The sequence below is a fragment of the Caulobacter sp. GW821-FHT11A05 genome (assembly GCF_058809015.1).
In genome coordinates this window covers 307,501-331,006 of sequence record NZ_JBXASF010000003.1, presented here as the reverse complement: position 1 = coordinate 331,006, position 23,506 = coordinate 307,501, and the positions used below count along the sequence as shown (strand labels likewise).

At 69.2% G+C, this 23,506-nt stretch carries 24 protein-coding genes (1 of these 24 cut by a window edge); 10 read left to right on the top strand and 14 right to left on the bottom strand.

Going from position 1 to position 23,506, the window contains the following annotated elements; translation table 11 throughout:
• The 3 genes from AC1RSK_RS07535 to AC1RSK_RS07525 form a co-directional block, all read left to right on the top strand.
• On the top strand, positions 1-499 hold a 499-nt coding region (locus AC1RSK_RS07535; RefSeq protein ID WP_492906871.1), incomplete at its 5' end, for a hypothetical protein.
• A 65-nt stretch (positions 500-564) separates the two neighbouring features.
• Positions 565-906: a GIY-YIG nuclease family protein gene (locus AC1RSK_RS07530; RefSeq protein ID WP_492906870.1), complete on the top strand. Its 342-nt coding sequence runs from the start codon at positions 565-567 to the stop codon at positions 904-906.
• The gene (locus tag AC1RSK_RS07525) at positions 903-1,412 is read left to right on the top strand and encodes a DUF2239 family protein (RefSeq protein WP_492906869.1); all 510 of its coding nucleotides are present in this window, start codon (positions 903-905) and stop codon (positions 1,410-1,412) included. Before AC1RSK_RS07530 ends, AC1RSK_RS07525 begins: the two co-directional genes overlap by 4 nt.
• Positions 1,413-1,555: 143 nt before the next feature.
• Here the strand turns inward: AC1RSK_RS07525 and AC1RSK_RS07520 are convergent, their stop codons facing one another.
• On the bottom strand, positions 1,556-2,446 hold the full coding sequence (locus AC1RSK_RS07520) for a TauD/TfdA dioxygenase family protein (RefSeq protein WP_492906868.1): 891 nt from the start codon (positions 2,444-2,446) through the stop codon (positions 1,556-1,558).
• Positions 2,447-2,774: 328 nt separating this feature from the next.
• Positions 2,775-4,199 carry a DEAD/DEAH box helicase gene (locus AC1RSK_RS07515; protein ID WP_492906867.1) on the bottom strand — a complete coding sequence of 475 codons (1,425 nt, stop codon included), beginning with the start codon at positions 4,197-4,199 and terminating at the stop codon, positions 2,775-2,777.
• Positions 4,200-4,541: 342 nt separating this feature from the next.
• On the opposite strand from AC1RSK_RS07515, the gene AC1RSK_RS07510 reads away from it, so the two are divergent.
• Positions 4,542-5,141 (top strand): murein L,D-transpeptidase catalytic domain family protein, encoded by a 600-nt coding sequence (locus tag AC1RSK_RS07510; protein WP_492906866.1) that lies wholly within the window; start codon positions 4,542-4,544, stop codon positions 5,139-5,141.
• Between the two features lie 21 nt (positions 5,142-5,162).
• Here the strand turns inward: AC1RSK_RS07510 and AC1RSK_RS07505 are convergent, their stop codons facing one another.
• Positions 5,163-5,693, bottom strand: coding sequence for a tetratricopeptide repeat protein (locus AC1RSK_RS07505; protein ID WP_492906865.1), 531 nt, complete (start codon positions 5,691-5,693; stop codon positions 5,163-5,165).
• Between the two features lie 65 nt (positions 5,694-5,758).
• Here AC1RSK_RS07505 and AC1RSK_RS07500 point away from each other — a divergent pair, with 65 nt between their 5' ends.
• A complete protein-coding gene (locus tag AC1RSK_RS07500; protein WP_492906864.1) occupies positions 5,759-6,211 on the top strand; it encodes a DMT family transporter in 453 nt (150 codons plus the stop codon).
• Here the strand turns inward: AC1RSK_RS07500 and AC1RSK_RS07495 are convergent.
• The 4 genes from AC1RSK_RS07495 to AC1RSK_RS07480 all read right to left on the bottom strand — a co-directional run bounded on the left by AC1RSK_RS07495 (position 6,208) and on the right by AC1RSK_RS07480 (position 10,096).
• On the bottom strand, positions 6,208-7,263 hold the full coding sequence (locus AC1RSK_RS07495; protein ID WP_492906863.1) for a sensor histidine kinase: 1,056 nt from the start codon (positions 7,261-7,263) through the stop codon (positions 6,208-6,210). The genes AC1RSK_RS07500 and AC1RSK_RS07495 overlap by 4 nt on opposite strands.
• 165 nt (positions 7,264-7,428) lie before the next feature.
• On the bottom strand, positions 7,429-7,731 hold the full coding sequence (locus tag AC1RSK_RS07490) for a UBP-type zinc finger domain-containing protein (RefSeq protein ID WP_492906862.1): 303 nt from the start codon (positions 7,729-7,731) through the stop codon (positions 7,429-7,431).
• Between the two features lie 11 nt (positions 7,732-7,742).
• Positions 7,743-8,429, bottom strand: a complete 687-nt coding sequence (locus AC1RSK_RS07485) for a hypothetical protein (RefSeq protein ID WP_492906861.1) — start codon at positions 8,427-8,429, stop codon at positions 7,743-7,745.
• Complete coding sequence (locus AC1RSK_RS07480) at positions 8,426-10,096, bottom strand: FAD-dependent oxidoreductase (RefSeq protein WP_492906860.1); 1,671 nt, start codon at positions 10,094-10,096, stop codon at positions 8,426-8,428. Before AC1RSK_RS07480 ends, AC1RSK_RS07485 begins: the two co-directional genes overlap by 4 nt.
• 145 nt (positions 10,097-10,241) lie before the next feature.
• Between AC1RSK_RS07480 and AC1RSK_RS07475 the strand changes: the two genes are divergently transcribed.
• On the top strand, positions 10,242-11,900 hold the full coding sequence (locus tag AC1RSK_RS07475; protein WP_492906859.1) for a choline dehydrogenase: 1,659 nt from the start codon (positions 10,242-10,244) through the stop codon (positions 11,898-11,900).
• Between the two features lie 213 nt (positions 11,901-12,113).
• Positions 12,114-13,055 carry an aldo/keto reductase gene (locus AC1RSK_RS07470; RefSeq protein ID WP_492906858.1) on the top strand — a complete coding sequence of 314 codons (942 nt, stop codon included), beginning with the start codon at positions 12,114-12,116 and terminating at the stop codon, positions 13,053-13,055.
• Between the two features lie 11 nt (positions 13,056-13,066).
• On the opposite strand, the gene AC1RSK_RS07465 is transcribed toward AC1RSK_RS07470, so the two are convergent.
• Positions 13,067-13,609 carry a PAS domain-containing protein gene (locus tag AC1RSK_RS07465; protein WP_492906857.1) on the bottom strand — a complete coding sequence of 181 codons (543 nt, stop codon included), beginning with the start codon at positions 13,607-13,609 and terminating at the stop codon, positions 13,067-13,069.
• 144 nt (positions 13,610-13,753) lie between these two features.
• On the opposite strand from AC1RSK_RS07465, the gene AC1RSK_RS07460 reads away from it, so the two are divergent.
• A complete protein-coding gene (locus tag AC1RSK_RS07460) occupies positions 13,754-14,656 on the top strand; it encodes a hypothetical protein (protein ID WP_492906856.1) in 903 nt (300 codons plus the stop codon).
• Here the strand turns inward: AC1RSK_RS07460 and AC1RSK_RS07455 are convergent.
• The 3 genes from AC1RSK_RS07455 to AC1RSK_RS07445 all read right to left on the bottom strand — a co-directional run bounded on the left by AC1RSK_RS07455 (position 14,653) and on the right by AC1RSK_RS07445 (position 18,557).
• Complete coding sequence (locus AC1RSK_RS07455) at positions 14,653-15,066, bottom strand: hypothetical protein (protein ID WP_492906855.1); 414 nt, start codon at positions 15,064-15,066, stop codon at positions 14,653-14,655. The two genes, AC1RSK_RS07460 and AC1RSK_RS07455, sit on opposite strands and share 4 nt — an antisense overlap.
• Complete coding sequence (locus AC1RSK_RS07450) at positions 15,066-17,999, bottom strand: M16 family metallopeptidase (protein WP_492906854.1); 2,934 nt, start codon at positions 17,997-17,999, stop codon at positions 15,066-15,068. The genes AC1RSK_RS07455 and AC1RSK_RS07450 overlap by 1 nt, the downstream gene beginning before the upstream one ends.
• A 153-nt stretch (positions 18,000-18,152) precedes the next feature.
• On the bottom strand, positions 18,153-18,557 hold the full coding sequence (locus AC1RSK_RS07445) for a hypothetical protein (RefSeq protein WP_492906853.1): 405 nt from the start codon (positions 18,555-18,557) through the stop codon (positions 18,153-18,155).
• Between the two features lie 189 nt (positions 18,558-18,746).
• Between AC1RSK_RS07445 and chrA the strand changes: the two genes are divergently transcribed.
• Positions 18,747-20,066: a chromate efflux transporter gene (gene chrA / locus AC1RSK_RS07440; RefSeq protein WP_492906852.1), complete on the top strand. Its 1,320-nt coding sequence runs from the start codon at positions 18,747-18,749 to the stop codon at positions 20,064-20,066.
• Between the two features lie 185 nt (positions 20,067-20,251).
• On the opposite strand, the gene hfaD is transcribed toward chrA, so the two are convergent.
• The 3 genes from hfaD to hfaA are packed head-to-tail and all read right to left on the bottom strand — an operon-like array spanning position 20,252 to position 22,854.
• Positions 20,252-21,478 carry a holdfast anchor protein HfaD gene (gene hfaD, locus AC1RSK_RS07435; RefSeq protein ID WP_492906851.1) on the bottom strand — a complete coding sequence of 409 codons (1,227 nt, stop codon included), beginning with the start codon at positions 21,476-21,478 and terminating at the stop codon, positions 20,252-20,254.
• Positions 21,441-22,463 carry a holdfast anchoring protein HfaB gene (gene hfaB, locus AC1RSK_RS07430; RefSeq protein ID WP_492906850.1) on the bottom strand — a complete coding sequence of 341 codons (1,023 nt, stop codon included), beginning with the start codon at positions 22,461-22,463 and terminating at the stop codon, positions 21,441-21,443. The genes hfaD and hfaB overlap by 38 nt, the downstream gene beginning before the upstream one ends.
• Positions 22,453-22,854 carry a holdfast anchoring protein HfaA gene (hfaA, locus tag AC1RSK_RS07425; RefSeq protein ID WP_492906849.1) on the bottom strand — a complete coding sequence of 134 codons (402 nt, stop codon included), beginning with the start codon at positions 22,852-22,854 and terminating at the stop codon, positions 22,453-22,455. The genes hfaB and hfaA overlap by 11 nt, the downstream gene beginning before the upstream one ends.
• Positions 22,855-23,082: 228 nt before the next feature.
• Here hfaA and AC1RSK_RS07420 point away from each other — a divergent pair, with 228 nt between their 5' ends.
• Positions 23,083-23,506, top strand: partial view of a CBS domain-containing protein gene (locus AC1RSK_RS07420; RefSeq protein WP_492906848.1) — the 5' portion only. It continues 8 nt past the right edge of the window; only the first 424 of its 432 coding nucleotides appear in the window; it begins with the start codon at positions 23,083-23,085; the stop codon falls past the right edge of the window.

Below are 23,506 nucleotides of genomic sequence, written 5' to 3'. Positions count from 1 at the left end.
AGCCCCGGCCGAGCCTGCCGCGCCCGCGCCTCCGGCCGCCCCCGCCGGCGGCGTCGCCCTGGACCAGGAGGGCCTGCGGCTGGTGGCCGAGAGCGGCTCGACCCGGCTGGTCAAGTTCGGCGTTCCCACGGCCGACGCCGTCGCCGCCCTCAGCAGCATCCTGGGCAATCCCGCCGAGCGCGCCACCAACACCGACTGCGGCGCCGGGCCGACCGAGTTCGTCAGCTGGTCCAACGACCTCGACGCCCTGTTCCTGGACGGCAAGTTCGCCGGCTGGAGCGCCGGTCGGGACAGCGGCGGCAAGGTCACGACGATGGACGGCATCGGCGTCGGCTCGACCCGCCAGGCGCTGACGGCCTCGTTCGCCGACCTCAAGGTCGAGGAGACCACCCTCGGCATCGAATTTTCCGCCGGGGATATCTCCGGCATCCTCGACAAGGACGGGCCGGCCGGGAAGGTCGAGGTGATCTGGGGCGGGACCAGCTGCGTGTTCCGCTGATTTATTCCTGGTATTTTACCCAGGTATAATTGACAGGTATTTTCACCCGGTATAAACACCGGCTCATGAAACCCGACCGCAAACAGCTCCTCCGCGACTACAAGGAACGCAAGATCGCCGCCGGCGCCTTCGCAGTCCGTTGCGCGCCTTCTGCCCAGACTTGGGTCGAGGTCTCCCCTAACCTGCACAACCGCCAGAACGGCCTGTGGTTCGCCCTGCGCCTGGGGACCCACCCCAACCGGGCCCTGCAACAGGCCTGGAAGGACCATGGCGAAGAGGCCTTCACCTACGAGGTGGTTGAGGAACTGCCTGACGCCGAACGCTCCCCCTGGGAGCTGACCAACAGCCTCAAGGACCTGGGCGCCAAATGGCGCGAGGCCCTGAACGCGGAGAAACTGACCGGATGACCGACGACGCCCGCTACAGCCTGTTCGAAGGCCATCACCGCCTGGCCCAGGGCGAGATGGCCGTCCTGGCCGCCGTCGCCCGCGCCTCCCTGGCTCGCGACCCCAACACCAGCTTTAGGGTCTTCGACGACGTCACCGGCGAACGCGTCACCCTCGAGTTCGGCCCCGGCGCGCGCAAGACCGCTGGCCGGCCCAAGCTCGGCGTCGTCGCCAAGGAGGTCAGCCTGCTGCCCCGCCACTGGGAGTGGCTCAGCCAGCAACAGGGCGGCCCTTCCGCCGCCCTGCGCCGGCTGATCGAGACGGCCCGTCGCGATCCGGCCACCATCCGCAAGGATGAGCTCAACGCCGCCTACCGCTTCGTCGGCGACATGGCCGGCAACCTCTCCGGCTTCGAGGAGGCCTGCCGCACCCTGTTCAACGACGACCGCGAAGGCTTCCTGGCCAACACGCAAACCTGGCCCACCGACGTGCGCGGCCAGGCGCTGCGGATGCTTGGCTGGGACTAGAACACACCGCTGTCATCCTCCGACCGCGTAGCGGATCGGGGGACCCAACTGTCCGCGTGAAGACTCTTGGGAGTCTTTTCAGAACCGCCTTGAGTTCCCCGGTTCCCGCTTCGCGGGCCCGGAGAATGACAGGGAAATGGGATTCAGAACGGCTTGTCGGTGCCGGCCACCGTCACCCGCTCCATGACCCGCTCGTTGGGCCAGTAGTCGAGCACCGCATAGTGCTGCGTGGCCCGGTTGTCCCAGAAGACGATGGTGTTCGGGGTCCAGCGCACCCGCAGCTGGTACTCCGGCGCCTTCACCCGATCGAGGAGATAGGCGAGCAGGCCGCGGCTCTCGTCCTCCTCGACGCCGAGGATGCGGGTGGTGAAGACGTGGTTGACGAACAGGTGCCTCTCGCCGGTCTCCGGATGGGTGCGGACCACCGGGTGGGCGCGGGGCGGATAGTCGGCCCGCAGCCGCTCGCGGTCCTCGGCGCTGACGCGGTAGCCGAAGCTCTGCAGGATGTCGTGCTCGGCCCGCAGCCGCCCAATCCGCTCCTTCACGTCGTCCGGCAGGTCGGCGTAGACGGCGGCGGTGTCGGCGAACAGGGTGTCGCCGCCCAGCGGCGGCAGGGTGCGGGCCCTCAGGATGCCGCCGAACGAGGGCTTGTCGCGGAAGGTGACGTCGGTGTGCCACTTATTGCCCGGCCGCAGGATCGGCAGGATGCGGTCGGTCAGCTTCAGGCCTTCGCCGGCCTCGATATGCAGGATCTCCGGATGGCCGGGGACGTGAGCGGTGACGGGGTGGCCCTCCAGCTCGCCGAAGTAGCGGCCGAAGCGGACGTGGGCGTCGCAGGAGATGTCCTGGTCGCGGAAGATCAGCACCTTGTAGCGGTTCAGCGCGCCGCGGATCGCCGCCACCTCGCCGGGCTCCAGGTCGTGGCGCAGGTCCACGCCGCTGACCTCGGCCCCCAGGGTCGCGCCGGCGGGACTGAAGGTCAGGCCCTCGACGACCTCGGTCTCGAACAGGCTGTGGTGGGCGATGGCGTTCATGGGTTTGAGGCTCCTGCGGCAGGCCCCGGCCGAGAAGCGCGGACCGGAGTGATCGACCCGGCCCGCGCCCCCTCAGCCACGGCGCCAGGGGAGGACAGACGCCGCTGAGTTAAATCCTATTCAATCTGTAGGAATTGAGTCAGCCGAGAATTTCTGAAAACAGTTCCTCCCCCTCTCGGGGGAGGTGGCGACCGCGCAGCGGTCGACGGAGGGGGTCCCCACAAACGAAAAACGGCGGCTGAACCAGGTTCAGCCGCCGCCAGGGTGGAGGACCCCCTCCACCATGCTTCGCATGGTCCCCCTCCCCCGATGGGGGAGGAACTACAGCCTACGCCTGAGCGCGAGCCGTCGTGTTCGGCCCACGACCGCCACCCGGCCGGAAGCGGCGACGCTTCTTCGGCTTTTCGGCGGCGCTGGCGGCCGGAGCCGCCGTCGAGCCTTCGACCATTGGGTCATAGCCGCCCGGGCGATGGGCGCGCGGGGCGTTGGCGAAGTGCTTGCCGGCCGAGTGCTCGTTGCGCTTGGCGGCCGGGCTGCGGCCACGGGTGTCACGGGGGTCGCGCTCGCGCGGACCTTCCGGCGGCTGGGCGGCCTTGAAGGCCGCTTCCGAGGAACCGAGGTTGCGGTCATTGCGACGGTCCCAGCTGGGGATGGTCTGACGGGTGACCTTCTGAATGTCCTTCAAGAGGTTGCGCTCGTCGTCGGCCACCAGGCTGATGGCCGAGCCGTTGGCGCCGGCCCGGGCGGTGCGCCCGATCCGGTGGACATAGGCTTCCGGCACGTTGGGCAGCTCGTACTGGATGACGTGCGACACGCCATCGACGTCGATGCCGCGGGCGGCGATGTCGGTGGCCACCAGGGCGCGGACGTCGCCGGCCTTGAAGGAGGCCAGGCTGCGTTCCCGCTGGCCTTGCGACTTGTCGCCGTGAATGGCGGCGGCCTCGACACCGATGGTGCCCAGCTGCTTGGCCACCCGGTCGGCGCCGCGCTTGGTGCGGGTGAAGATCAGGACGCGCTTCATGGCGCCGTCGTCCATCAGTTCGGCCAGCAGGGCGCGCTTGCGGCCCGCTTCGATGAACAGGATCTTCTGGTCGATCTTCTCGACGGTGGTGGCCTGCGGGGTCACCGACACCTTGGCCGGGTTCTTCAAGAGTTCACCGGCCAGCTTGCCGATCTCGGTCGGCATGGTGGCCGAGAAGAACAGGTTCTGGCGCGCCTGCGGCAGGGTCTTGGCGATGCGACGGATCGGCACCACGAAGCCCATGTCGAGCATCTGGTCGGCCTCGTCGAGCACGAAGACCTCGGTCTCCGACAGGTTGGCGACCTTCTCGTTGATGTGGTCGATCAGCCGACCGGGGGTGGCGACCAGGATGTCGACGCCGGCGGCCAGGGCGCGGACCTGGGGTCCGTACTTCACGCCGCCGAAGACGACGGCGACAGTCAGGCCCATGTTCTTGCCGTAGGTGCGGAAGCTCTCGGCGATCTGGGTGGCCAGTTCGCGGGTCGGCGACAGCACCAGGGCGCGGCAGCCGCGACGGGGCGCGGGCTTACGGTTTTCGGCCAGGGTCTGGAGGATCGGCAGGGCGAAGGCGGCGGTTTTGCCGGTGCCCGTCTGGGCGATGCCCAGGATGTCCCGGCCTTCGAGCACCAGCGGGATCGCCTGGCTCTGGATGGGGGTGGGGGTGGTGTAGCCCTCGGCCAGAAGGGCCGAGAGGATGGGCTTGCAAAGGCCCAAGGAAGCAAAAGCGGTCAAAGCCGTGGTCTTTCAAATTGCGACCGTATCCGCGCGGGCTCATTGGCCGGCGCGGGGGATCGCGGGGGTCGTTGGAAAACGCCCCGCGTATGGCGTCCTTATGGGGAAGTTCGGGGTCGCGCCTGGGCGAAGCGAATACACGCTCCTCACGCGGCCGGGCGCGGCCGAAGGCGCAGATAAGCTGCGCAGGAGGCTCATGTGGCAGTGCAGCATGGGAAAGTCAAGGATTCATATGGTGTTGCGGGGTGCGCGCTTCCGCACAGCGGGCGAATGCCACAGCGCCTTCGACCCAATTCGAGGTTAGAAGCCCGCCCTCGTTCGAAGCTTCGGGGTCTCCTCAGTTTGCTTAACCGTCGCCTGTTCATCGCCTCGGCCAGCGCCGGAGCCGCCCTGTCGATCGCCGCGCCGGCCCTGGCCGATACGCCGGCCAAGCCTGACACCGCCCGGCTGCTGGCCCGCGCCCGCGCCGAGCTGCAGCGGCTGGGGACCGCCATCCCGCACCACGACCTGGTCGCCGTCGCCGACTACGCCACGGCCAGCAAGGCCCCGCGCTTCCACCTGCTGGACATGGCCGGCGGCACGGTCAGCAGCCTGCTGGTCGCCCACGGCCGGGGCTCGGACCCGGGCAACAGCGGCTGGGTGAAGGCCTTCTCCAACGCCTTCGGCTCGAACGCCAGTTCCGAAGGCGCCTTCCGCACGGCCGAGACCTACAGCGGCAAGCACGGCCGCTCGATGCGGCTGGACGGCCTGGACAGCGGCAACAGCAACGCCCGCGACCGCGCCATCGTCATCCACAGCGCCTGGTACGTCAGCGGCGCCATGGCCGCCACGGCCGGCCGCATCGGCCGCAGCGAGGGCTGCTTCGCCTTCTCCGACACCGACCTGCCGAAGGTCCTGGACCGGTTGGGGCCGGGCCGATTGCTGCTTTCGACGAAGCTCTAGACCCACGCAACAGGGGAGGGGTTAGCGGGTCAGGCCCGCCAGCATCTCCACCGCCTCTTCATGCCCCGCCAAGCTGATGAACGGCGCATCGACGTCGATGCTGCCGTCGTCCTCGCCGTTGTCGACCGGCAGGCTGAGCGCCTTTTCCAGATACTCGCGGGCCTTGGCCTCGGAGGCCGGCACGCCCTGGCCCTCGATGTTGATCTTGGCCAGCTCGACCAGGGCGTCGCCGTCGCCCAGCTCGGCCGCCTTGGCGAACCAGTCGGCGGCGCCGGCGGCGTCGTTCTTTTCGCGGCAGAGGATGGCGATGTTGTTGGCGGCGCTGGCGTCGCCCAGGTCATAGGCCTTGCGGTACCAGTCCAGGGCGGCGGCCTTGTCGGCCTTCACGCCCAGGCCCTCGTCGAGGAAGTAGCCGACGTTCAGCATGGCGGCGATGTCGCCCAGCTCGGCGGCCTGCTTGAAGAAGCCGAAGGCCTTGGCCTCGTCGCCCTCTTCCCAGGCGTCGTCGCCGGCGTTGAACAGGCGGTCGATGGTCTCGTCGTTGTCGGCCATGGCGGCCTCCTGCTGTCGGAACGGGCGATGCGGCGGTATGGAGGCGCGGGGAGCGGGAATCAACCATGTCCAAGTCCATGATCGTCTTCGCGGTGGTCGCCAGCATCGTCGGCGGCATGCTGACCGCCGCCCAGGGGCCGACCAACGCCATGCTGGCCCGGCCGCTGAACTCGCCGGTCAACGCCGCCTTCGTGTCCTTCTTCATCGGCACGGTGGTGCTGCTGGGCCTGATCTTCGCCCTGCGCATCAAGCCGGACCTGCAGGGGGCGGCCAGCCTGCCCTGGTACGCCTGGATGGGCGGCGTCTACGGAGTCGGCTTCGTCTGCGCGGCGGCCTTCTCAGCCCCGCGGCTGGGCGTGGCGACCACCATCACCCTGATGGTCGGTGGCCAGCTGTTGATCGGCGTCATCCTCGACCACTTCGGCGCCTTTGGGATCGAGCCCCGGCCGATCAGCCTCGGCCGGATCGCCGGGCTGGCGCTGGTCGTGCTGGGCGTCCTGCTGGTCCGGCGGACCTAGACCGCGCCGCATTCGGTCTGGTCGACCGCCTGCAGCTGCGAGTGGACGATCGACACCTTGGTGCCCGGATGGGCCTCGCCGACCTGCACCCGGGCCTTCATCTGCCGGGCCAGGGCCTCGACGATACTGCTGCCGAGGCCCGGCACGGCGCTGTCGTCGTCCGGCATGCCGACCCCGTCGTCGCTCACCGAAAGGGTCCAGTTGACCCCGTGGGCGGCGTAGTCGACGAGGATGACCCCATGCCGGTGCTCGGGGAAGGCGTGCTTGAGGGCGTTGATCACCAGCTCGGTGACGATCAGGCCCAGGCTGACCGACACGTCGGCCGGGACCAGGCTGTTGTCGGCCTTGACGTCGATCCTGATCTGATTGTGGTCGCGGATCATCGAGGCGCCGATGCTGCGGCACAGGTCGGTGAAGTAGGCGCGCAGGGCGACGTCGCCCAGCTGCGAGGCGGCCAGCTGGCCCTGCAGGGCGGCCACGGACAGCACCCGGCTATGGGCGTCGTGCAGATGCACGCGGCTTTCCTCGGACTGGACAGTGCGGGCGCTCTGCAACAGGACGCTGGCGATGATCTGCAGGCTGTTGGCCACCCGATGCTGCAGCTCGCGCAGCAGGATGGCCTTCTCCCGCAGCAGATCGTCCTTCAGCTTCTCGCTGATTCGCGCCTCGGTGACGTCGGCCACGGACAGCAGCAGCAGCACCTCTTCCTCGCCGCCATAGGCCAGCTTCTGGGCGTTCAGCACCAGCCGGCGCGGTGGCAGGCCGGGGGGCTCGAGGTCGATCTCGTAGGCGGCGATCTGCGCCTGGCCGGCCGCCGTCGCCGCCAGCAGCGAGTCGACGCGGCGCAGGTTCCATTCACCGTCGCCGATGGCCGCCAGCCGTTGGCCCACAAGGGTTTCAGCGGGCAGGCGGAAGCTGTCGCAGAAGGAATCGCTGGCCGCCACGATGGCGAAATTCCCGTCCAGCAAGAGCAGCGGCGCGTTCGAGGACGCGATCACAGCCATGGCGAGGCTGTTGGCGGTTGTTGCGGTCGGAGTCGGCGCGGCAGCCATCGAAGTGGCTCCATTGACCCGGAGGCGCCCGAGACGGGCGCCGTACCCGGCGTAGATTGTCAGGAACAACTGGCCCTCAAGCGGAGCCATTAATGTTGTTGTATAACACGCAAAGGTGGGCGCGGCCCTATACAATCTCGCGAAAGTAAGGGCGGCGGGCCATTCTCAGATGAACTTCGGGATCGGCCCATCCTGTGGGGTGGCGATTTCCGAGAAGTCGAGGAACACCTCGTCGACATAGCACCAGCCCCATCCCTCCGGCGGGTCGTAACCTTCGATGACCGGATGGCCGGTGGCCTTGAAGTGCTTGGTGGCGTGGGTGTTTGGGCTGTCGTCGCAGCAGCCGACGTGGCCGCAGGTCCGGCACAGGCGCAGGTGCACCCACATGTCGCCGGTCTTGAGGCATTCCTCGCAGCCCTTGGCGCTGGGGTGCACGGTCTTGATGCTGTCGATGTGGCTGCAGGGCATCAGTTCTCCGATCAACGCGACAGTTTGCGACGGACGATGTCGGTTGCGTACACGCCCTGGCCAATATCGACCCTGTCCGAGTAGTTCGCCAGCCAGGGAAAGGTCTCGATGGGCCTGTCCGTGAAGATTCGATCCCGGGTGATCTCGACCGACGCGCGAGTCAGGCTGAAACCCCGCGGCCCGATGCTCCCGTAAGGCAGGAGCCGGATGGAGTTCGGATCATGGCGGTTCTCAAAAACGACCATGGCCGGCAGGCTTTCCGGCGCGACCGGCAACGGTGCGCTGGTCTTGAAGCGGGACAGTCGCTCTTCGGCCGCGTTCTTGCCGTTCTTCCAGTCGTTGTCAGCGGATGCCGAGCCGACCAAAGCGCCGCTGGGCCGCCAGCCAGGGTCGTAGCTCAGGAAGGGTTCGGAGCCGTGCCCTGCATTCCACTGGCGCATCGTGGCGACGAGCACGCGGTCTCCGTCCAGGTTCACGATCGTCGCTTCGCCGCGGTAGCGGGCGATGAGGATGCCACCGGACCACCAATAGTTGGGATCGCTGAGGACAGATTCCATCACCGAGGCGCCGCTGACAGGGCGGCCTTCGAACATGCCGTTGATCGTCAGTCTGTATCGGGTCCGATACTGCCGCACGATGCAGCCGGCCAAGGGTGCGGCCAGGAGTGGTGCTGCCATGAGGCCGCGGCGCGTGATCATTCGACCCCTTCCTTCGCAGCGAGATACTGATGGATGGCGGCGACCACCTGGGCCCCTTCGCCGATGGCCCCGCCGACCCGCTTGACCGAGCCGGAGCGGGCGTCGCCGACCGCGAAGACGCCGGAGACCGAGGATTCCAGCGCCGCCCGGTCCGCCCCGCCGGTGGTGACGAAGCCGGCGCGGTCGCGGGCCACCCCGCAGTCGGCCAGCCAGTGGGTGGCCGGATCGGCGCCGACGAACAGGAAGACGTTGCCGATCTCCCCGCCCCCGTCCTCGCCGGTCTGGCGGTTGGTCCAGGCGACGCGGGCCAGGGCCCCGTCAGCGCCGGCCTCCATGGCGGTGATCTCGGTGTGCGGCATCAGCTCGATGTTGGGGGCCGAGGCGATGCGGTCGATCAGGTAGCGGGACATGGTCTCCTTCAGACCCGGCCCGCGCACCATCACCCGCACCTTGGCGGCGTGGCCGGAGAGGTAGACCGCCGCCTGGCCGGCCGAGTTGCCGCCGCCGACCAGGATCACCTCGCTGCCGGCGCAGAGCTGCGCCTCCAGCGGCGAGGCCCAGTACCAGACGCCGCGGCCCTCGAAGTCGGCGAGGTTGGAGAGCGTCAGGCGGCGATAGGCGGCCCCGCTGGCCACGACCACCGTGCGGGCGGTCAGGCTGGAGCCGTCCTCCAGGGTCAGGCCTCGCAGGCCGTCGGTCCGGGTGCAGTCGAGGTCGACGACGCAGGCCGGGATCAGCATCTCGGCGCCGAACTTCTGGGCCTGCAGCACGGCCCGGCTGGTCAGGGCCTGGCCGGAGATGCCGGTCGGGAAACCGAAGTAGTTCTCGATGCGGGCGCTGGCTCCGGCCTGGCCGCCGTGGGCGCGCCGGTCGAGGACCGCGACGCTCAGGCCTTCCGAGGCGGCATAGACGGCGGTCGCCAGCCCGGCCGGCCCGGCCCCGACCACGGCGACGTCGTAGAGCCGCCCGGCGTCCGGCCGGGTGTTCATGCCGATGGCCTCGGCGATCGCCTGTTCGGAGGGATTGCGCAGGATCTCGCCGTTGGGACAGGCGGCCAGCGGCAGGTCGGCTTCGGCCAGGCCGAGCCGGTCCACCAGCGCGGCCGCCTCGGCGTCGTCGCGCGGATCAATCAGATGGTGTGGCTGGCCGTTGCGGGTCAGGAAGCCCTGCAGGCGGACCACGTCCCGCTGGCCGGCATGGCCGATCAGCACCGCGCCGCTGGCCGCCGCCTCGATCAGCGCCACCCGCCGCAGGATCAGGGCGCGGGTGATCCGCTCGCCCAGCTCCGCCTCGGAGACCAGCAGGTTGCGCAGGCCGGCCGGCGGGATGACCAGGGCCTGGGTGTCGGTCTCGGCGACCGCGTCGACCAGGGCGGCGCTGCCGCCCAGCTGGCTGACCTCGGCCAGGAACTGGCCTGGCCCCTGTTCGACGATGGGGGTCTGGTGGCCCAGGCCATCCCGCTGGCTGATGGCGACGCAGCCGGACAGGATGACGAACATCCCCGGCGAACGCTCTCCCGAGCGGAACAGCACCTCGCCGGCGGCGAAGCGGCGAATCTCGCCGAACCGCCGCATCCGCTCGATCTCGCCCGGGGTGATGGTCGGGAAGGTCTGGTCAAAGCGGGCGAACCCGGCGCCGGGCGCCACGGAGACAGTCTCGTCAGGCATCGGCCCTCCTTTCCCAAGGAAGAAGGCCCGCCAGGGAGGGCGGCGTCAACTGAACCAAGGGATGACGTAGCGTCGGGTCTTGCCCAAACCTGACGCTGGCGTCACTGTTAGCTAAACAACGATAATCTACGGGGAGACGCGCCAGATGGCCGACCGCTACGACTACATCATCATCGGCGCCGGTTCGGCCGGTTGCGTGTTGGCCGGGCGTCTGTCGGAAGACCCTGGCGTCAAGGTTCTGCTGCTGGAAGCGGGCGGCAAGGACAGCTCCATCCTGGTCAAGATGCCGGCCGGGGTCGGGGCCCTGATCAAGGACAAGGGCGACTACAATTGGGGCTTCTGGACCGAGGAAGAGCCGCACCTGGGTAACCGCAAGCTCTGGTGGCCGCGCGGCAAGGGCTGGGGCGGGTCGAGCTCGATCAACGGCATGATCTACATCCGCGGCCACGCGCGTGACTATGACCAGTGGCGGCAGATGGGCCTGGGCGGCTGGGGCTACGCCGATGTGCTGCCCTACTTCAAACGGGCCGAGAGCCTGGAGGGGGGCGGCGACGAATGGCATGGCGGCGACGGTCCGCTGCACGTCTCCAAGGCCAGTTCGCCCAACCCCATCTATTCGGCGGCGATCGAGGCGGGGCGCCAGGCCGGCCATCCGGTGACCAAGGACTTCAACGGCTTCCAGCAGGAAGGCTGGGGCCCCTACCAGATGACCATCAAGGACGGCAGCCGCTGGAGCGCCGCCAAGGCCTACCTCTACCCGGCCCTGAAGCGGCCGAACCTGACCTGCCTGACCGGGGCCCGCACCACGAAGATCGTCATCGAGAACGGCAAGGCGGTCGGCGTCGAATACGCGGTCAAGGGCGGCGAGCGGACGGTGGCCTATGCCGACGCCGAGGTGCTGCTGAGCGCCGGCGCCGTGCAGTCGCCGCATATCCTGCAGCTGTCGGGCATCGGCGCGCCGGACCAGCTGGCCAAGCAGGGGATCAAGGTGGTGGCCGAGTCCAAGGGCGTCGGGGCCAACCTGCAGGACCACCTGGACGTGACCTTGAGCTGGCTGACCCAGGGGGTCGAGACCGCCTACAGCTACAACAAGGGCCTCAAGCAGCTGATGACCGGCCTCAACTACATGCTGTTCAACAAGGGGCCGGGCCGGCAGAACTTCCTGGAATCGGGGGCCTTCCTGCGCTCGCGGCCCGACCTCGACCGGCCGGACCTGCAGATCCACACCGTGTTGGCCATCATGCAGGACCACGGCAAGGTGGTCATCGAGAAGGACGGCTTCACCTTCCACGTCTGCCAGCTGCGGCCCGAGAGCCGGGGTTCGGTGGGCCTGCGCTCGGCCGACCCGTTCGACGATCCGACCATCTTCGCCAACTATCTGGCGGCCGAGGAAGACCGCCGGGCCATGCGCGAGGGAGTCAAGATCGCCCGCGAGGCGGCCCATCAGGCAGCGCTCGACCCCTATCGTGGCGAGGAGTTCGCGCCGGGCAAGGAGATCCAATCGGACGCCGACATCGACGCCTGGATCCGCCGCACCGGCGAGACCATCTACCACCCGGTCGGCACCTGCCGCATGGGCGTGGCGGGCGACCCGATGGCGGTGGTCGACGGCGAGCTGAAGGTGCAGGGCATCGCTGGCCTGCGGGTCATCGACGCCTCGGTGATGCCGACGCTGGTCGGCGGCAACACCAACGCCCCGACCATCATGGTGGCGGAGAAGGCCAGCGACCTGATCCGCGGCAAGGCGGCCTTGGCCCCCCTGGACGCGCCGGTTTATGACCCGTCGGCGGTGAAGGCGGCCTGAAACGGTTGATCCCTCTCCCGCTTGTCGGGAGAGGGTGGCCCCGCGTAGCGGGGTCGGGTGAGGGCAGCGCCGGCCGCTGTAATCGCCCACGTTCTGGCGCCGTCGTCGATGACGGCCTAATTCCATACCGCAGCCGCTGGTGCTGCCCTCATCCGACCCCCTTCGGGGGCCACCTTCTCCCGACGAGCGGGAGAAGGATCTGGAGAAGAAGCTATGCAAAAGCGCCCGCTTGGCCGGTCCGGCCTGTCCATCGCCCCGCTGGTCCTCGGCGGCAATGTCTTCGGCTGGACGGCCGATGAGGCGACCTCGCACCGGGTGCTGGACGCCTTCGTGGCCGGTGGTTTCGACTGCATCGACAGCGCCGACGTCTATTCGGCCTGGGTTCCCGGCCACAAGGGCGGCGAGTCCGAGACGGTGCTGGGGACCTGGCTGAAGGCGCGCGGCAAGCGGGACGACGTCGTCATCGCCACCAAGGTCGGCATGTGGCCGGCCCGGCCAGGGCTGTCGGCGGCGAACATCGTCGAGGCCTGCGAGGACAGCCTGCGCCGGCTGCAGACCGACTACATCGACCTCTATCAGTCGCACCGCGACGACGCCGCGACCCCGCAGGAGGAGACGGCCGAGGCCTTCGACAAACTGCTCAAGGCCGGCAAGGTGCGGGCCCTGGGGGCGTCGAACTTCGACGCCGCCCGACTGGGCTCGGCGCTGGATGTCTCGGCCCATAAGGGCGCGGCGCGGTACGACAGCCTGCAACCGGCCTACAACCTGATGGACCGGGGCATCGAGGGGCCGCTGCTCGACCTCTGCATCGAGCGGGAGGTGGCGGTGATCAGCTATTATGGTCTGGCCAGCGGCTTCCTGACCGGCAAGTACCGCACGCCCGACGACTACGGCAAAAGCCCGCGCGGCGGCGGCATGAAGAAGTACCTGGAGACCGACAAGGGGCCCCGGGTGTTGGCGGCCCTGGACGCCGTGGCGGTCGAGACCGGGGCGACGCAGGCGCAGGTGGCGCTGGCCTGGATCATGGCGCGGCCGGGCCTGACGGCGCCGATCGCCAGCGCTACCAGCGTCGAGCAGCTGGATGAACTGATGGGGGCGGCGCGGCTGACGCTGTCCGACGCCCAGATGACGCGGTTGAACGAGGCCTCTGCCTAGGACCTTGAGGCTTAGGCGATCTGCCGCCCATCCAATGCCGCGAGCCGCAGGCGGGGGCCGTCCTCACCGGAGCGCGAGACGGTCAGCAGCTTCAGTTCGCTGACCGTGCGGCCCATCAGCCGGGCGGTCATGCCCAGCGGCTGGTAGAGGCCGATGAAGCGGTCGATCTCGCCGCTCGGACCGACCAGCGGGGCCAGCATCATCTCCAGGGACACCGCGCCGCCGACGGCGTCGGAGCGGATTTCGCCGGTGATCTGCAGCGGCTCGGGCCGACGGCGGATCTGCTCGACGGCCAGGCGCAGGGCGGCGCGGTCGGCCGGGTGGAACAGGGTCAGGAGGTTGACGCCGCGCAGGTCGCGCTGGTGCAGCTGGGCGATCAGACCACCGACGAGGCGGAAGGGCAGGTCGCCGGCCTCGCGGCGGCCGACGATCAGCACCTGGGGCAGGATGTCGACGAAGTCCATCGGATCGATATCGGCGCGCGACGGCGCGGCGTAGGCGCCGGCGCGGGCTCGCCAATACTCCGTCAATCGTTCCGTGTTGGGATGGGCCATCGCTCCACCCTGCCTCCTGACGGTCCATGGCGACCGCACGGGGGTTGCAGGGAAGGGTCGGGCCAGGGGGATTCTGTTCCGGAATGGAACACTCCGGCGCGGTTCTTGCATGGGGAGCAGAAGGCATTTGGCGGGAGCGACCCCATGGGTTTGCGCAATACATTCTTGGGTCTGGCGGCGGGGGTCATCCTGCTGTTGATCGGTTCAGCCACTCCGGACGAGGCGGCCGCGCAGTGCTGCGCGCCGCCGCCGCCGCCGTGCTGCACGCCGCCGGCTCCGCCGCCGTGCTGCACCCCGCCCACGCCCCCGCCGCGTCCTCCGAGCCCGCCAAGCTGCTGTGACAGCGGCGGCGGACGGGTCAACGTCACGGTCAACGCCAACGTCACGGCCGTCGCCGTGGCCGGCGCGGGCGGCCGCGCCGGCGCGGTGGTCTACGGCGGTGGCGGCGGTGGCGGGGGCGGCTACGTCGGCCCCGGCACGACCGGCATCATCCAGGGCCTCAACGTCGAGGGCGCCCTGAAGAAGAAACAGGTCGCCTACGAGGCCAAACGCACCCGCACCCGCCGCGTCGTCATCCGCGCCTACTGCGTCGACGACCGCGACACCCCGCACCCCGCCAGCCAGGTGTTCGCCGGCGAGGAAGTGGCCGACGGCTACGAGGGCGAACTCTACCGCTGCATCGCCGGCACCCGCATGCAGTGGACCGTCATCGAATGGGAGCTGCGGGCCAGCAACCAGGGCGGCAAGAGCTACTTCTGCGGCAAGAACGAGAGCCTGTACTACGAACAGGGTCTGGCTGGCGGACCCGAAGGCGGCCCGGCCGTCGAGGGTGGTTCGCGGGCCGGTCGGGTGGCCTGCCGCCCGCAGCGCCCCGCCCGCGACTGCAATGAACGCTCCCTGCTGCGCCGCTTCGGGGCCGGGGTGAAGGTGATCACCATCGTCGAGGTGGAGACCTACACCGCCTATCGCGAAGAGACGGTCCGGGAAGAGTCCTCCAGCAGCTTCAACATGAGCCTCGACGGCGGCGTCGGCGGCAGCGTCTACTAGGTCTTTGGAGGGGCGGTGGCCGGCAAGGTCGCCGCCTCCCGAAGGCAACGATCCATGGTCTCGCCCCAGGTGGCGATCATGAAGCCGTCGCGGTCTTCCGTATCGGCCCACAGCGCGATGTCGCTGTCGAAGGACTCCAGCAGCTTGGCCTGAACCGCATCGGCCCGCTCCTTGCCGAGGGCGTCGGCCAGGGCGTTGGTGTGGGCCTCCATCCGCGCTTCCAGGCCATGGAAGGCCTCGACGGACACCCGGATGCGCGGATCGGCGCCGCTGTCCGCCGTGGCGGCCTCGTAGATGGCCCCGACGGCGGCGCATTCGCCCCAGTGGTACAGCGCCTCCTCATCGGCATCGGCCGCGAAGGCAGGGCCGGCGAGGACAGCAAGGGTCAGGCTGATGGCGAGCGCTTTCATCATTTGTCCTTCGGAACCACGACCAGGCGCCAGGCCTTGCCTTCGGCGAGGAATTCCCGGGCCGCGGCCTGAACGTCCGCCGCCGAAACCCGCTCCACGCCGGCCAGCTGCGAGCGGACCGCATCGAGGCGGCGGCCGTCGGTCTGGGCCCCGGCCAGCTGGCCGGCCCAGAACTCGTTGGTCTGCTGGTTGCGGGCCAGGCGTTCGAGATAGGGCTTCTTGGCCCGGGTCATCTCATCCTCGGTCGGCGGGTGGTCGCGCAGGTCGGCGGCGATCTTGTCGACATCGCGGAAGAAGCCTTCGGCCAGGGCCGGCGGCACCTCGACGCTGGCCATGACGTAGCCCCAGTCGGTCCACACCGCGCTGGCGTTGGCCGAGGCGTTCGGCGAGTAGGTCGCGCCCTGCTTCTCGCGCAGCTCGGCGGTCAGCCGCAGGCTGAGGACCTCGGCCATGACGTTGACGTTGCGGGCCCGCTGGACGTTGCTGAAGAAGTCGTCGGTGCGCCAGACCACCAGGGCCGCCGACTGGTCGGCCCGGCCGTTGTGGGTCAGGCGCATCGGCGCGGCGTTGGGGGCGGGGAAGCCGACCACCCGGGCGCTGGCGGGCAGCGGGGCGGCGGCCGGGCGCGGGGGCAGGGCGCCGAAGGTGGCGGCGGTGATCTCGATGGCCTTGTCGACGGTGATGTCGCCGACAATGACCACCTCGATCGGGCCGGTGGCCAGGGCCGGGGCGACGGTGGCCTTCACCTGCTCCAGCTCGGTGGCCTTGATCTCGGCCGGCGAGGGCCAGGTCCAGCGGCGGTCGCCGTTGTGCAGCAGGCCGGCCAGGTCGCGGGCCATCACCCCGCCGGTAGTGGCCTGGTACTGCTCGTCATAGGTGGCGGCGACGTTGCGGATCCGCTGGAAGGCGGCCGGGCGCCAGGCGGCGTCGGTGGCGTAGGCGGCCAGGACCTGCATCTGGATCTCGGCGTCCTCGGGCCGGGTGCCGCCGGAGAGCACGAAACCGTCGTCCTCGACCCCGAAGCTGGCGCCGTACACGCGGCTGGCCAGCACCCGCTCCATGTCCTCGGTGGTGATCTTGCCAAGCCCGCCCTCGATGATCGACGGTGCGGCCCAGGTCGGGCTCTGCTTGTCGGCGGGCAGGCTGAGGGTGCCGTTGCCGATGCGCACCCGGACCATGATCTGGTCGTCACGGAACTTGGTCGGCTTGACGGTAAGCCGCACGCCGTTCTCGAAGCGCACGAAGGTGGTGTCGAGGTCGACGATGTCCCTCTGCTCAGCGATCTTGCCGGGCGCGCCGAACGACTCGTAGGGCCAGGAGCCCTGGGCGACGGCGCTGGGGGCGGAGACGTCGCCCTTCAGCGAGGCCTCATAGGCCTCCATGACGGCCACTTCCGCGCCGTTCACGGCGGTGGGGGTGGCCAGGAAGATCAGCGGGCCCTGGCCCTTGAAGGCGGTCTTCAGCGTCGCCGAGACAGTGTCGGCCTTGAGGCCCTTCACGATGGCCTCGAACTGTTCCAGATCCTGGGCCGGGCTGGTCACCACCTCGGCTTCGTCCAGGCTGCCCAGGATGTCGGCGGCCAGGCCCGGCGTGCGGCGGGTGGCGGCGCCGGCGACGCGGCTCTTCAGATAGGTGCGGAATTCCTCGACCTCACGGTCCAGTTCCGGCTGCAGCACGCCGTACTGCACGGCGCGGCGCTGTTCGGCCATGGCGGCGGTGAGGGCCGTGCGCCATTCGCCGGGACGGCTGACCACGGCGATCGAGGTGGCTTCGGCGGCGTGCAGCTGGTCGCCCTTGAAGGCGCCGGCGCTGATGAAGGGCGGCTCGGCCCCGCGCATCAGGGCGCTGAAGCGGCGGTTGAGGACGGCGAAGCCCAGCTGTTCGGTGAGGTCGGCGCGGCGCTTGGCCAGGCTGTCCTTGGCCAGCTGCGGCGGGCTCATCCAGGTGATCTGCAGGGCGGTCGGCGAGCCCGGCTGCACGGCGACCAGGGCCTCGGGCTTGCGCGGGGCGACGGGGCCCAGGTCCGGCTCGCCGCCGTCGGCGCCGCGGGCGGTCCAGTCGCCGAAGCGGGCCTTGATCTTGGCCTCCATGGCATCGAGGTCGAAGTCGCCGACCATCACCAGGGTGGCCCGCTCGGGCCGGTAGAAGCTGTCGTAGAAGGCGGCGATGCGGTCGCGCGAGGCGGTCTTGAGGATCTCGACCTGGCCGATGGTCTGGCGCCTGGGCGGCAGCTGGCCCTTCATCTGGAATTCCAGGCGCTTCTTGTAGGTCTGCCAGCCGGGGGTGTCGCGGGCGCGTTCCTCCGACAGCACCACGCCGCGCTCGCGATCGACGGCCTCGGCCTCGATGAGCAACTCACCCGCTGTTTCCCGCATCATCTGCAGGGAGACATCGACGGTCTCGTCGTCGGTCTTGGGCAGGTTCAGCTGGTAGATGGTCTCGTCGAAGCTGGTCGAGGCGTTGGTGTCGGCCCCGAAGGCCAGGCCGTGGCGCTCGAGGATCTTGACCAGTTCACCTTCCGGGATGGCCTTGGAGCCGTTGAAGGCCATGTGCTCGAGGAAGTGGGCCAGGCCCTGCTGGTCGTCGGCTTCGTTCAGCGAGCCGGCGCGGAAGTGCAGGCGCAGGGCCGCCTCGCCGGGCGGGGTGGCGTTCTTCATCAGCGCATAGCGCATGCCGTTGGGCAGGGAGCCGAAGCGGATCTGCGGGTCGGGGGCGATGTCGCTGGAGGCTTGCGGCCACTGGCCGGCGGGCAGGAGCAGCGGATTGACGGTGGGGGCCTGGGCCCGCGGCGCTTTTGGTTCCTTCGGTGGTTTGGCCGGGGCGGTGGCGACCGCGTCGGGTTTCTGGCCGGGGAGGAAGCTCTTGACCTGGGCGCAGGCGGCAAGGGCGGCAACCGACGCGGCGACAACGGCCACGCGGGCGAAACGGGTCATGTAGGGCAAGTCCAGAGCACTCGGAGTTCTTGTTTGACCGGCACCTTCGCCGCGCGCTGCGGCCATGGCAAGGCGCTGATGTGGCGGGGAGGGGATGCCTGCCGCGAGGCTGTATGGCGCTGTGAAGACCGTCGCGGCGTGTTTCCGGCGGCTTCAGGCTCGCCGGGTCGCCACGAAGGCGCCGGCCAGGGCGGCGATCAGCTTGGTCGAATAGGAGACCGGTTCCCAGAGCCAGTCCTTGGCCTCGATCCCGGAAGCCAGCAGCAGGGCCGTGTCGACGGCGATATAGACCAGGGCCACGGCCCCGGCCGCCAGCAGGGCGGGGCGGCGCTCACGCTTGCGGGCGATCAGCAGGCCGGCGCCGAACATCAGCGGCATGCCGGCGACGATGCTGCTGATCGGCGCGGCCTTGAGGGCGAAGGCCTGATACCAGGCCTCGGTGTGGCCGGGCTCGACGACCATCGACCAGGCCCAGACGACGGCGAAGGCGACCAGGACGTTGAGGACCATCACCGCCAGGGCGAAGGCCGGGACGATGAAGAAATCTCGCAGGCGCATTGGCGGCTCCCCCGGACCGTGAGGTCCGGCGGCAGGTTGCTGACGCGGCGCCCGATAAGTCAATGCTGCGTCGAACGGTGGATTGTCGGCCGCAGAGGGGCAGGCTAGGCTCGCCTCATCCGGGGTGAGCGGTCCCCCGGTCAGGCAGATGCCCAAGCACCGAGCCTTGAGCCGTGCGGAGACCGTCCCTTGAGTGATTTCCAACCCCCAGTCGCCGGTCTTGGCGTTCCAACTTTCCGGGAGTTCGTCCTCTCCAGCCTGAAGGTCGGCTGCCTGGGCTTTGGCGGGCCCGCCGGGCAGATCGCCCTGATGCATCGCGAGTGGATCGACGAGAAGAAGTGGATCGACGAGCCGCGCTACCTGCACGCCCTCAGCTACTGCACCCTGTTGCCGGGGCCGGAGGCGCAGCAGCTGGCCACCTATGTCGGCTGGCTGCTGCACGGGGTGCGCGGCGGGCTGGCGGCGGGGCTGCTGTTCGTGCTGCCGGGGGCGGTGGTGGTGACGGCCCTGGCCTGGCTGTACGCGGCTCATGGTGAGACGCCCTGGCTGGTGGCGGCCTTCTGGGGGGTCAAGGCGGCGGTTCTGGCCCTGGTCGCCGAGGCGCTGCAGCGGGTCGGCAAGCGGGCTCTCAAGGGCCGGATCGACCTGGTCATCGCCATCCTGGCCTTCCTGGCGCTGGCGGTGTTCAGCGCGCCGTTCCCGGTGGTGATCCTGGCGGCGGCGCTGATCGGGCTGGTCGGCAGCCGGGGCAAGCCGGCGCCGGCGGCGGTGGCGCGGGTTCCCGTGCCATGGCTCCGCACCCTGGGGACGGTCGGGCTATGGCTGGTCATCTGGCTGGCGCCGCTGGTCGTGGTGGTCCTGGCGCTCGGGTCCGGCCATTGGCTGAGCCGGGTGGGCGAGGTGTTCGCGGCCCTGGCGGCGGTCACCTTCGGCGGCGCCTACGCCATGCTGGCCTGGCTGCAGCAGCAGGCGGTCGAGGTGCAGGGCTGGCTGTCGACGGCGCAGATGATCGACGGCCTGGGGCTGGCCGAGACGACGCCGGGGCCGCTGGTGCTGGCCAACGGCTTCGTGGGGTTCATGGCCGGCTGGAACAACGGCGGCCAACATCAGGGGGGACTCCCCTGGGCCCTGGCGGGGGCGGCGATGGCCCTGTGGCAGACCTTCGCACCGTCCTTCCTCTACATCTTCGCCGGCGCGCCCTATGCCGAGCGGCTGCGCCAGAGCCCGGCGGCGACGGGGCTGCTGCGGGCGGTGACGGCGGCGGTGCTGGGGGTGATCGCCAGCTTGGCGCTGTGGTTCGCGCTGCATGTGGTGTTTACCGACGTGGCGGCGGTGGCGACGCCCTGGGGCGGGCGGATCAGTGTGCCGGTCTGGGGGAGTTTCGACCTGTGGGCGCTGGTGCTGGCCGTGGCGGCGGGCGTGGCGCTTATCCGGTTCCACGTGAATGTGGTGCTGGTGATTGTCGGGTGCGCGGTGGTGGGGTTGGTGAAATGGGGGTTGGGGTTTTAGGCCCTTCTCCCGCTTGTCGGGAGAAGGTGGGCCCGAAGGGCTCGGATGAGGGCAGCGCCGGCGACGGAAGATCGGCGGCCGCGCTGACCGCGCCAGAATGTGGGTGTGCAGGATGAGCTGGCGCTGCCCTCATCCGACCCCCTTCGGGGGCCACCTTCTCCCGACAAGCGGGAGAAGGGACGCGGCTAGTTCCCCGGCCGCGTCACGTAGAAGCTGGCGTTGTTGCCGGTCGCCGTCGAGACGCCCACCACGCTCCGCCCGCCCTGGACCCCCACCGAATTGGTCGCCGAGCTCGAGACGTCGCCGTTGTTGGTCTGGCTGTTGTTGACGCTCATCGTGCCGGTGCAGTCGCTGCAGGCGTAGCCCGTCACGTCGTTCCCGACCGCCACGGCCTGGGTATAGCTGTCGTAGCCGTCCGTGCCGGAGAAGGTGGCGATGACCTCGACGCCGCCGACGCCGTTCCACTGGGTGTTGTCGAGCACCAGTTCCTCGCCGCTGTTGCCGGCGACGGCGGTGTTGCCGGCCCCGTAGGCGCTGACCTGGGCGGCGCCGAACTGATAGGCAGAACTTTCCGACTGGCTGCGGACGTAGGCATTGTTGACCTGCTGGCTGGTCACATCCAGCAGCGGACCTTCGTTGAAGACATTGGCGCTGTTGCCGGCCGCGGTGGTGCTGGTGATCGCCTCCTGGACGTTGCCGTAGGCGGTGAACTTGCTGGCCTGGACCAGGGCGCCGTCGTTGGTCTGGCCGACGGCCAGGCGCTGGGCCGAGGTCGTATCCCCAACCGCGCTGATGTTGTTGCCGACCGCGACGCCGCTGATGGCGCTGGTGCCGCTGACGTACTGCATGACCGCGCCGCCGTCGGCCAGCACGTCCGCGCCGCTGGTCTGGTTGACCCGCACCCCGGCCGCGCCGTTGGTCAGGCCCAGGGTGGCGTTGTTGGAGATGGCCGTGGTGGCGGCGGTGATGTCGCCGGCCTGGGCCACATCGCCCTCGATCTGGGTGCGGGCGGTGATGTTGTCGCTGAAGGTGGCGGCCTGGGTGATCACCCCGGTCACGGTGGCTTCATTGATGCCGATGTCGGCGGTGTTGCCGAGCGCCGTCGTCGAGATGGCCGAATCCTCGCCGAGGTTCGCATCGACGTTGACCACCGTCTGGGCGATCACCGAGCCAACCAGGGTCTGGTTGGAGGTCACCGCCATGTCGGTGCGGTCGCCATAGGCCTGGACGCTGTTGCCGGTCGCCGAGGTGGACTGGGTGACCCCTTCCTCGACGGTGACGACATTCAGCGTGCCCGAAGCGAAGACGTCCCCGGCCTGGACCTGGTTGTTGATGACCTCGCTGGGCTGCGCGTGGGCCCCGGTGGGAAGGGCGCTAGTAGCGGCCCCGCAGAGCGCGGCCAGCATCGCCATCGCGCTTGTCGTTCCAACGATTTGGATCTTCACGGGTTTCCGCATTGTTGGTCCTCAGGTTGTCGTAGGCGGGTGTGAACCCGCCGGTCATGCCCGTGGTGCCGCCGGCAAGCGGGTCGGCGGTCAGGCAGGATTGCGGCCCCGGCATGCCGTACAGGTTGGCGGTCATCTCGACGGTGGCCCGCTCGATCAGGGATCGCACGGCCAGCTGCAGCGGCTCCTGGGCCCCGGCCCCGGCCGAGACGTCGAAGATGTTGCCGTTCAGGAAGTCGAACAGGCCGATGCCGACCTCGCGGCCGACGATCTGCTTCTGGTAGGAGATGACGTCGACCACCTCGGTGGTGCGCACGTTGACGAGGCGCAGGTCGATGGCGACGTTCATCACATAGATGCTGTTGCGCGCCGTGCCCTTGAGGCCGGTGGTGTCCTTGTCGCCGACATAGGCGTCGGCCCCGACCGAATAGATGTTGTAGTTCAGCTCGGTGATGCCGCCGACCAGGTAGAAGTCGACGCCGGCCATCTGGCCTTCGTAGATCTTGCGGCTGTCGGTGGGACCGGCTCCGCCGCCCGGGCCCCGGGGGCTGTCGCTGATCAGCTTGTTGTTGCTGTATTTGAGGTCCAGCTCGCTGATCGAGGTGTCGAAGCGCTCGACCAGGGGCATGCCAGCTTTGGCGAAGGCGGTCATGGCCATCAGCGAGGCGCCTTGCGTCACCTTGCGGCCTGACCCGTCGGCCTCGCTCTTGCCGGTGTAGTCGCTGATGCGGCCGACGGCGATGCGTGGGGCGCCCAGCTTGTTCTGGCGGGCGTACTGGCCGATGCAGACCAGGGCCGCCGAATAGGGGCTGGGGTTGGCGGTCACCGGGGCGGTGCCGATCGGCTTGGCGTACAGGCCGTTGGGCTGGGCGACCGGAGTCACACAGCCGGCCAGGCCGAGCGCCGCGATGGAGAGGAGGGCGCCGACCCGCGCCACGGGCTTAATCATCATCGCCGGTCCCCGCGTTGGCGGTCACGTCGCCATTGTTTGTCTGGGTGCTGTTGACGATCACCGTGTTGTAGGAGCCCTGGGTGATCACCACGAGATTGTTGCCGATGGCGGTCGAGCTGCCGCCCTGGCTGCCGACGCCGCTGTAGCTGTCGAGCGAGCCGCCGGCCCGGGTGAAGGTGGACTGGTCATCGCCCGTCAGCATGACGCCATCGACGATGACCCGGTTGCCGTTGGCGTCGCGGGTCGAATAGTCGACCATGCGGTTTTCCTGGCCGGCGGTGCGGCCGTAGCCGGCGTTGTAGCTGGCTGAGCCTGTGTTGCTCTGGGCCAGGGCCGGCAAGGCCGCCAGGCTGAGCGCCGCTCCCAGAAGGATGATCGAAACCTTGGCCATCGGATGTTGCTCCACGCCTCCCCGCATACGTCGCCGTTAACCATGCAATCGGCGTGCCAGAACGGGACGAGACCCATAGTGGGGACCAGGTCTGGCCAATTGGTTAAGCGGAGGTGTCGGATTGTGTCACGATGAGCTGTCGGCGGAGCGGACGTCAGCGCGGTTGATCTGTGCGTCCATTTGAGCGACCCTCTTTATGTCTAGAGATAACCGAGGGAGGACGACCCGGTGCTGGTATCCCAGATTCTCAAGGACAAGGGCGACATGGTGTTCACGGCCAGTCCGTCGGACACGGTCGGCGCGGTGGCGGCCTTGCTGCACAGCCGCCGCGTCGGGGCGATGATCCTTGTCAACGAAGACGGGGGCGTGGCGGGCATCGTTTCCGAGCGCGACGTGGTCACGGCGGTGGCGCGCGAGGGCGCGAGCAGCCTGCAGAAACCCGTCTCTATATGCATGACCGTCGATGTGGTGTTCGCCGACCCGAAAGAGACGGTGGACCAGCTGCTGGAGCGGATGACCGACCGCCGCATCCGCCACCTGCCGGTGCTGCGCGACGGGCGGCTGGCCGGGATCATCTCGATCGGCGACCTGGTGAAGCACAAGATCTCGGAAGTGACCGCCGAGGCGGATGGGCTGAGGGCCTATATCGCGG

Coding starts and splice junctions, on each gene's coding strand:
- AC1RSK_RS07530 (WP_492906870.1), top strand. CDS start 565: ATGAAACCCGACCGCAAACAGCTCCTCCGCGACTACAAGGAACGCAAG.
- AC1RSK_RS07525 (WP_492906869.1), top strand. CDS start 903: ATGACCGACGACGCCCGCTACAGCCTGTTCGAAGGCCATCACCGCCTG.
- AC1RSK_RS07520 (WP_492906868.1), bottom strand. CDS start 2,446: ATGAACGCCATCGCCCACCACAGCCTGTTCGAGACCGAGGTCGTCGAG.
- AC1RSK_RS07505 (WP_492906865.1), bottom strand. CDS start 5,693: ATGGCCGACAACGACGAGACCATCGACCGCCTGTTCAACGCCGGCGAC.
- AC1RSK_RS07500 (WP_492906864.1), top strand. CDS start 5,759: ATGTCCAAGTCCATGATCGTCTTCGCGGTGGTCGCCAGCATCGTCGGC.
- AC1RSK_RS07495 (WP_492906863.1), bottom strand. CDS start 7,263: ATGGCTGCCGCGCCGACTCCGACCGCAACAACCGCCAACAGCCTCGCC.
- AC1RSK_RS07490 (WP_492906862.1), bottom strand. CDS start 7,731: ATGCCCTGCAGCCACATCGACAGCATCAAGACCGTGCACCCCAGCGCC.
- AC1RSK_RS07485 (WP_492906861.1), bottom strand. CDS start 8,429: ATGATCACGCGCCGCGGCCTCATGGCAGCACCACTCCTGGCCGCACCC.
- AC1RSK_RS07480 (WP_492906860.1), bottom strand. CDS start 10,096: ATGCCTGACGAGACTGTCTCCGTGGCGCCCGGCGCCGGGTTCGCCCGC.
- AC1RSK_RS07475 (WP_492906859.1), top strand. CDS start 10,242: ATGGCCGACCGCTACGACTACATCATCATCGGCGCCGGTTCGGCCGGT.
- AC1RSK_RS07470 (WP_492906858.1), top strand. CDS start 12,114: ATGCAAAAGCGCCCGCTTGGCCGGTCCGGCCTGTCCATCGCCCCGCTG.
- AC1RSK_RS07465 (WP_492906857.1), bottom strand. CDS start 13,609: ATGGCCCATCCCAACACGGAACGATTGACGGAGTATTGGCGAGCCCGC.
- AC1RSK_RS07460 (WP_492906856.1), top strand. CDS start 13,754: ATGGGTTTGCGCAATACATTCTTGGGTCTGGCGGCGGGGGTCATCCTG.
- AC1RSK_RS07455 (WP_492906855.1), bottom strand. CDS start 15,066: ATGAAAGCGCTCGCCATCAGCCTGACCCTTGCTGTCCTCGCCGGCCCT.
- AC1RSK_RS07450 (WP_492906854.1), bottom strand. CDS start 17,999: ATGACCCGTTTCGCCCGCGTGGCCGTTGTCGCCGCGTCGGTTGCCGCC.
- AC1RSK_RS07445 (WP_492906853.1), bottom strand. CDS start 18,557: ATGCGCCTGCGAGATTTCTTCATCGTCCCGGCCTTCGCCCTGGCGGTG.
- hfaD (WP_492906851.1), bottom strand. CDS start 21,478: ATGGCGATGCTGGCCGCGCTCTGCGGGGCCGCTACTAGCGCCCTTCCC.
- hfaB (WP_492906850.1), bottom strand. CDS start 22,463: ATGATGATTAAGCCCGTGGCGCGGGTCGGCGCCCTCCTCTCCATCGCG.
- hfaA (WP_492906849.1), bottom strand. CDS start 22,854: ATGGCCAAGGTTTCGATCATCCTTCTGGGAGCGGCGCTCAGCCTGGCG.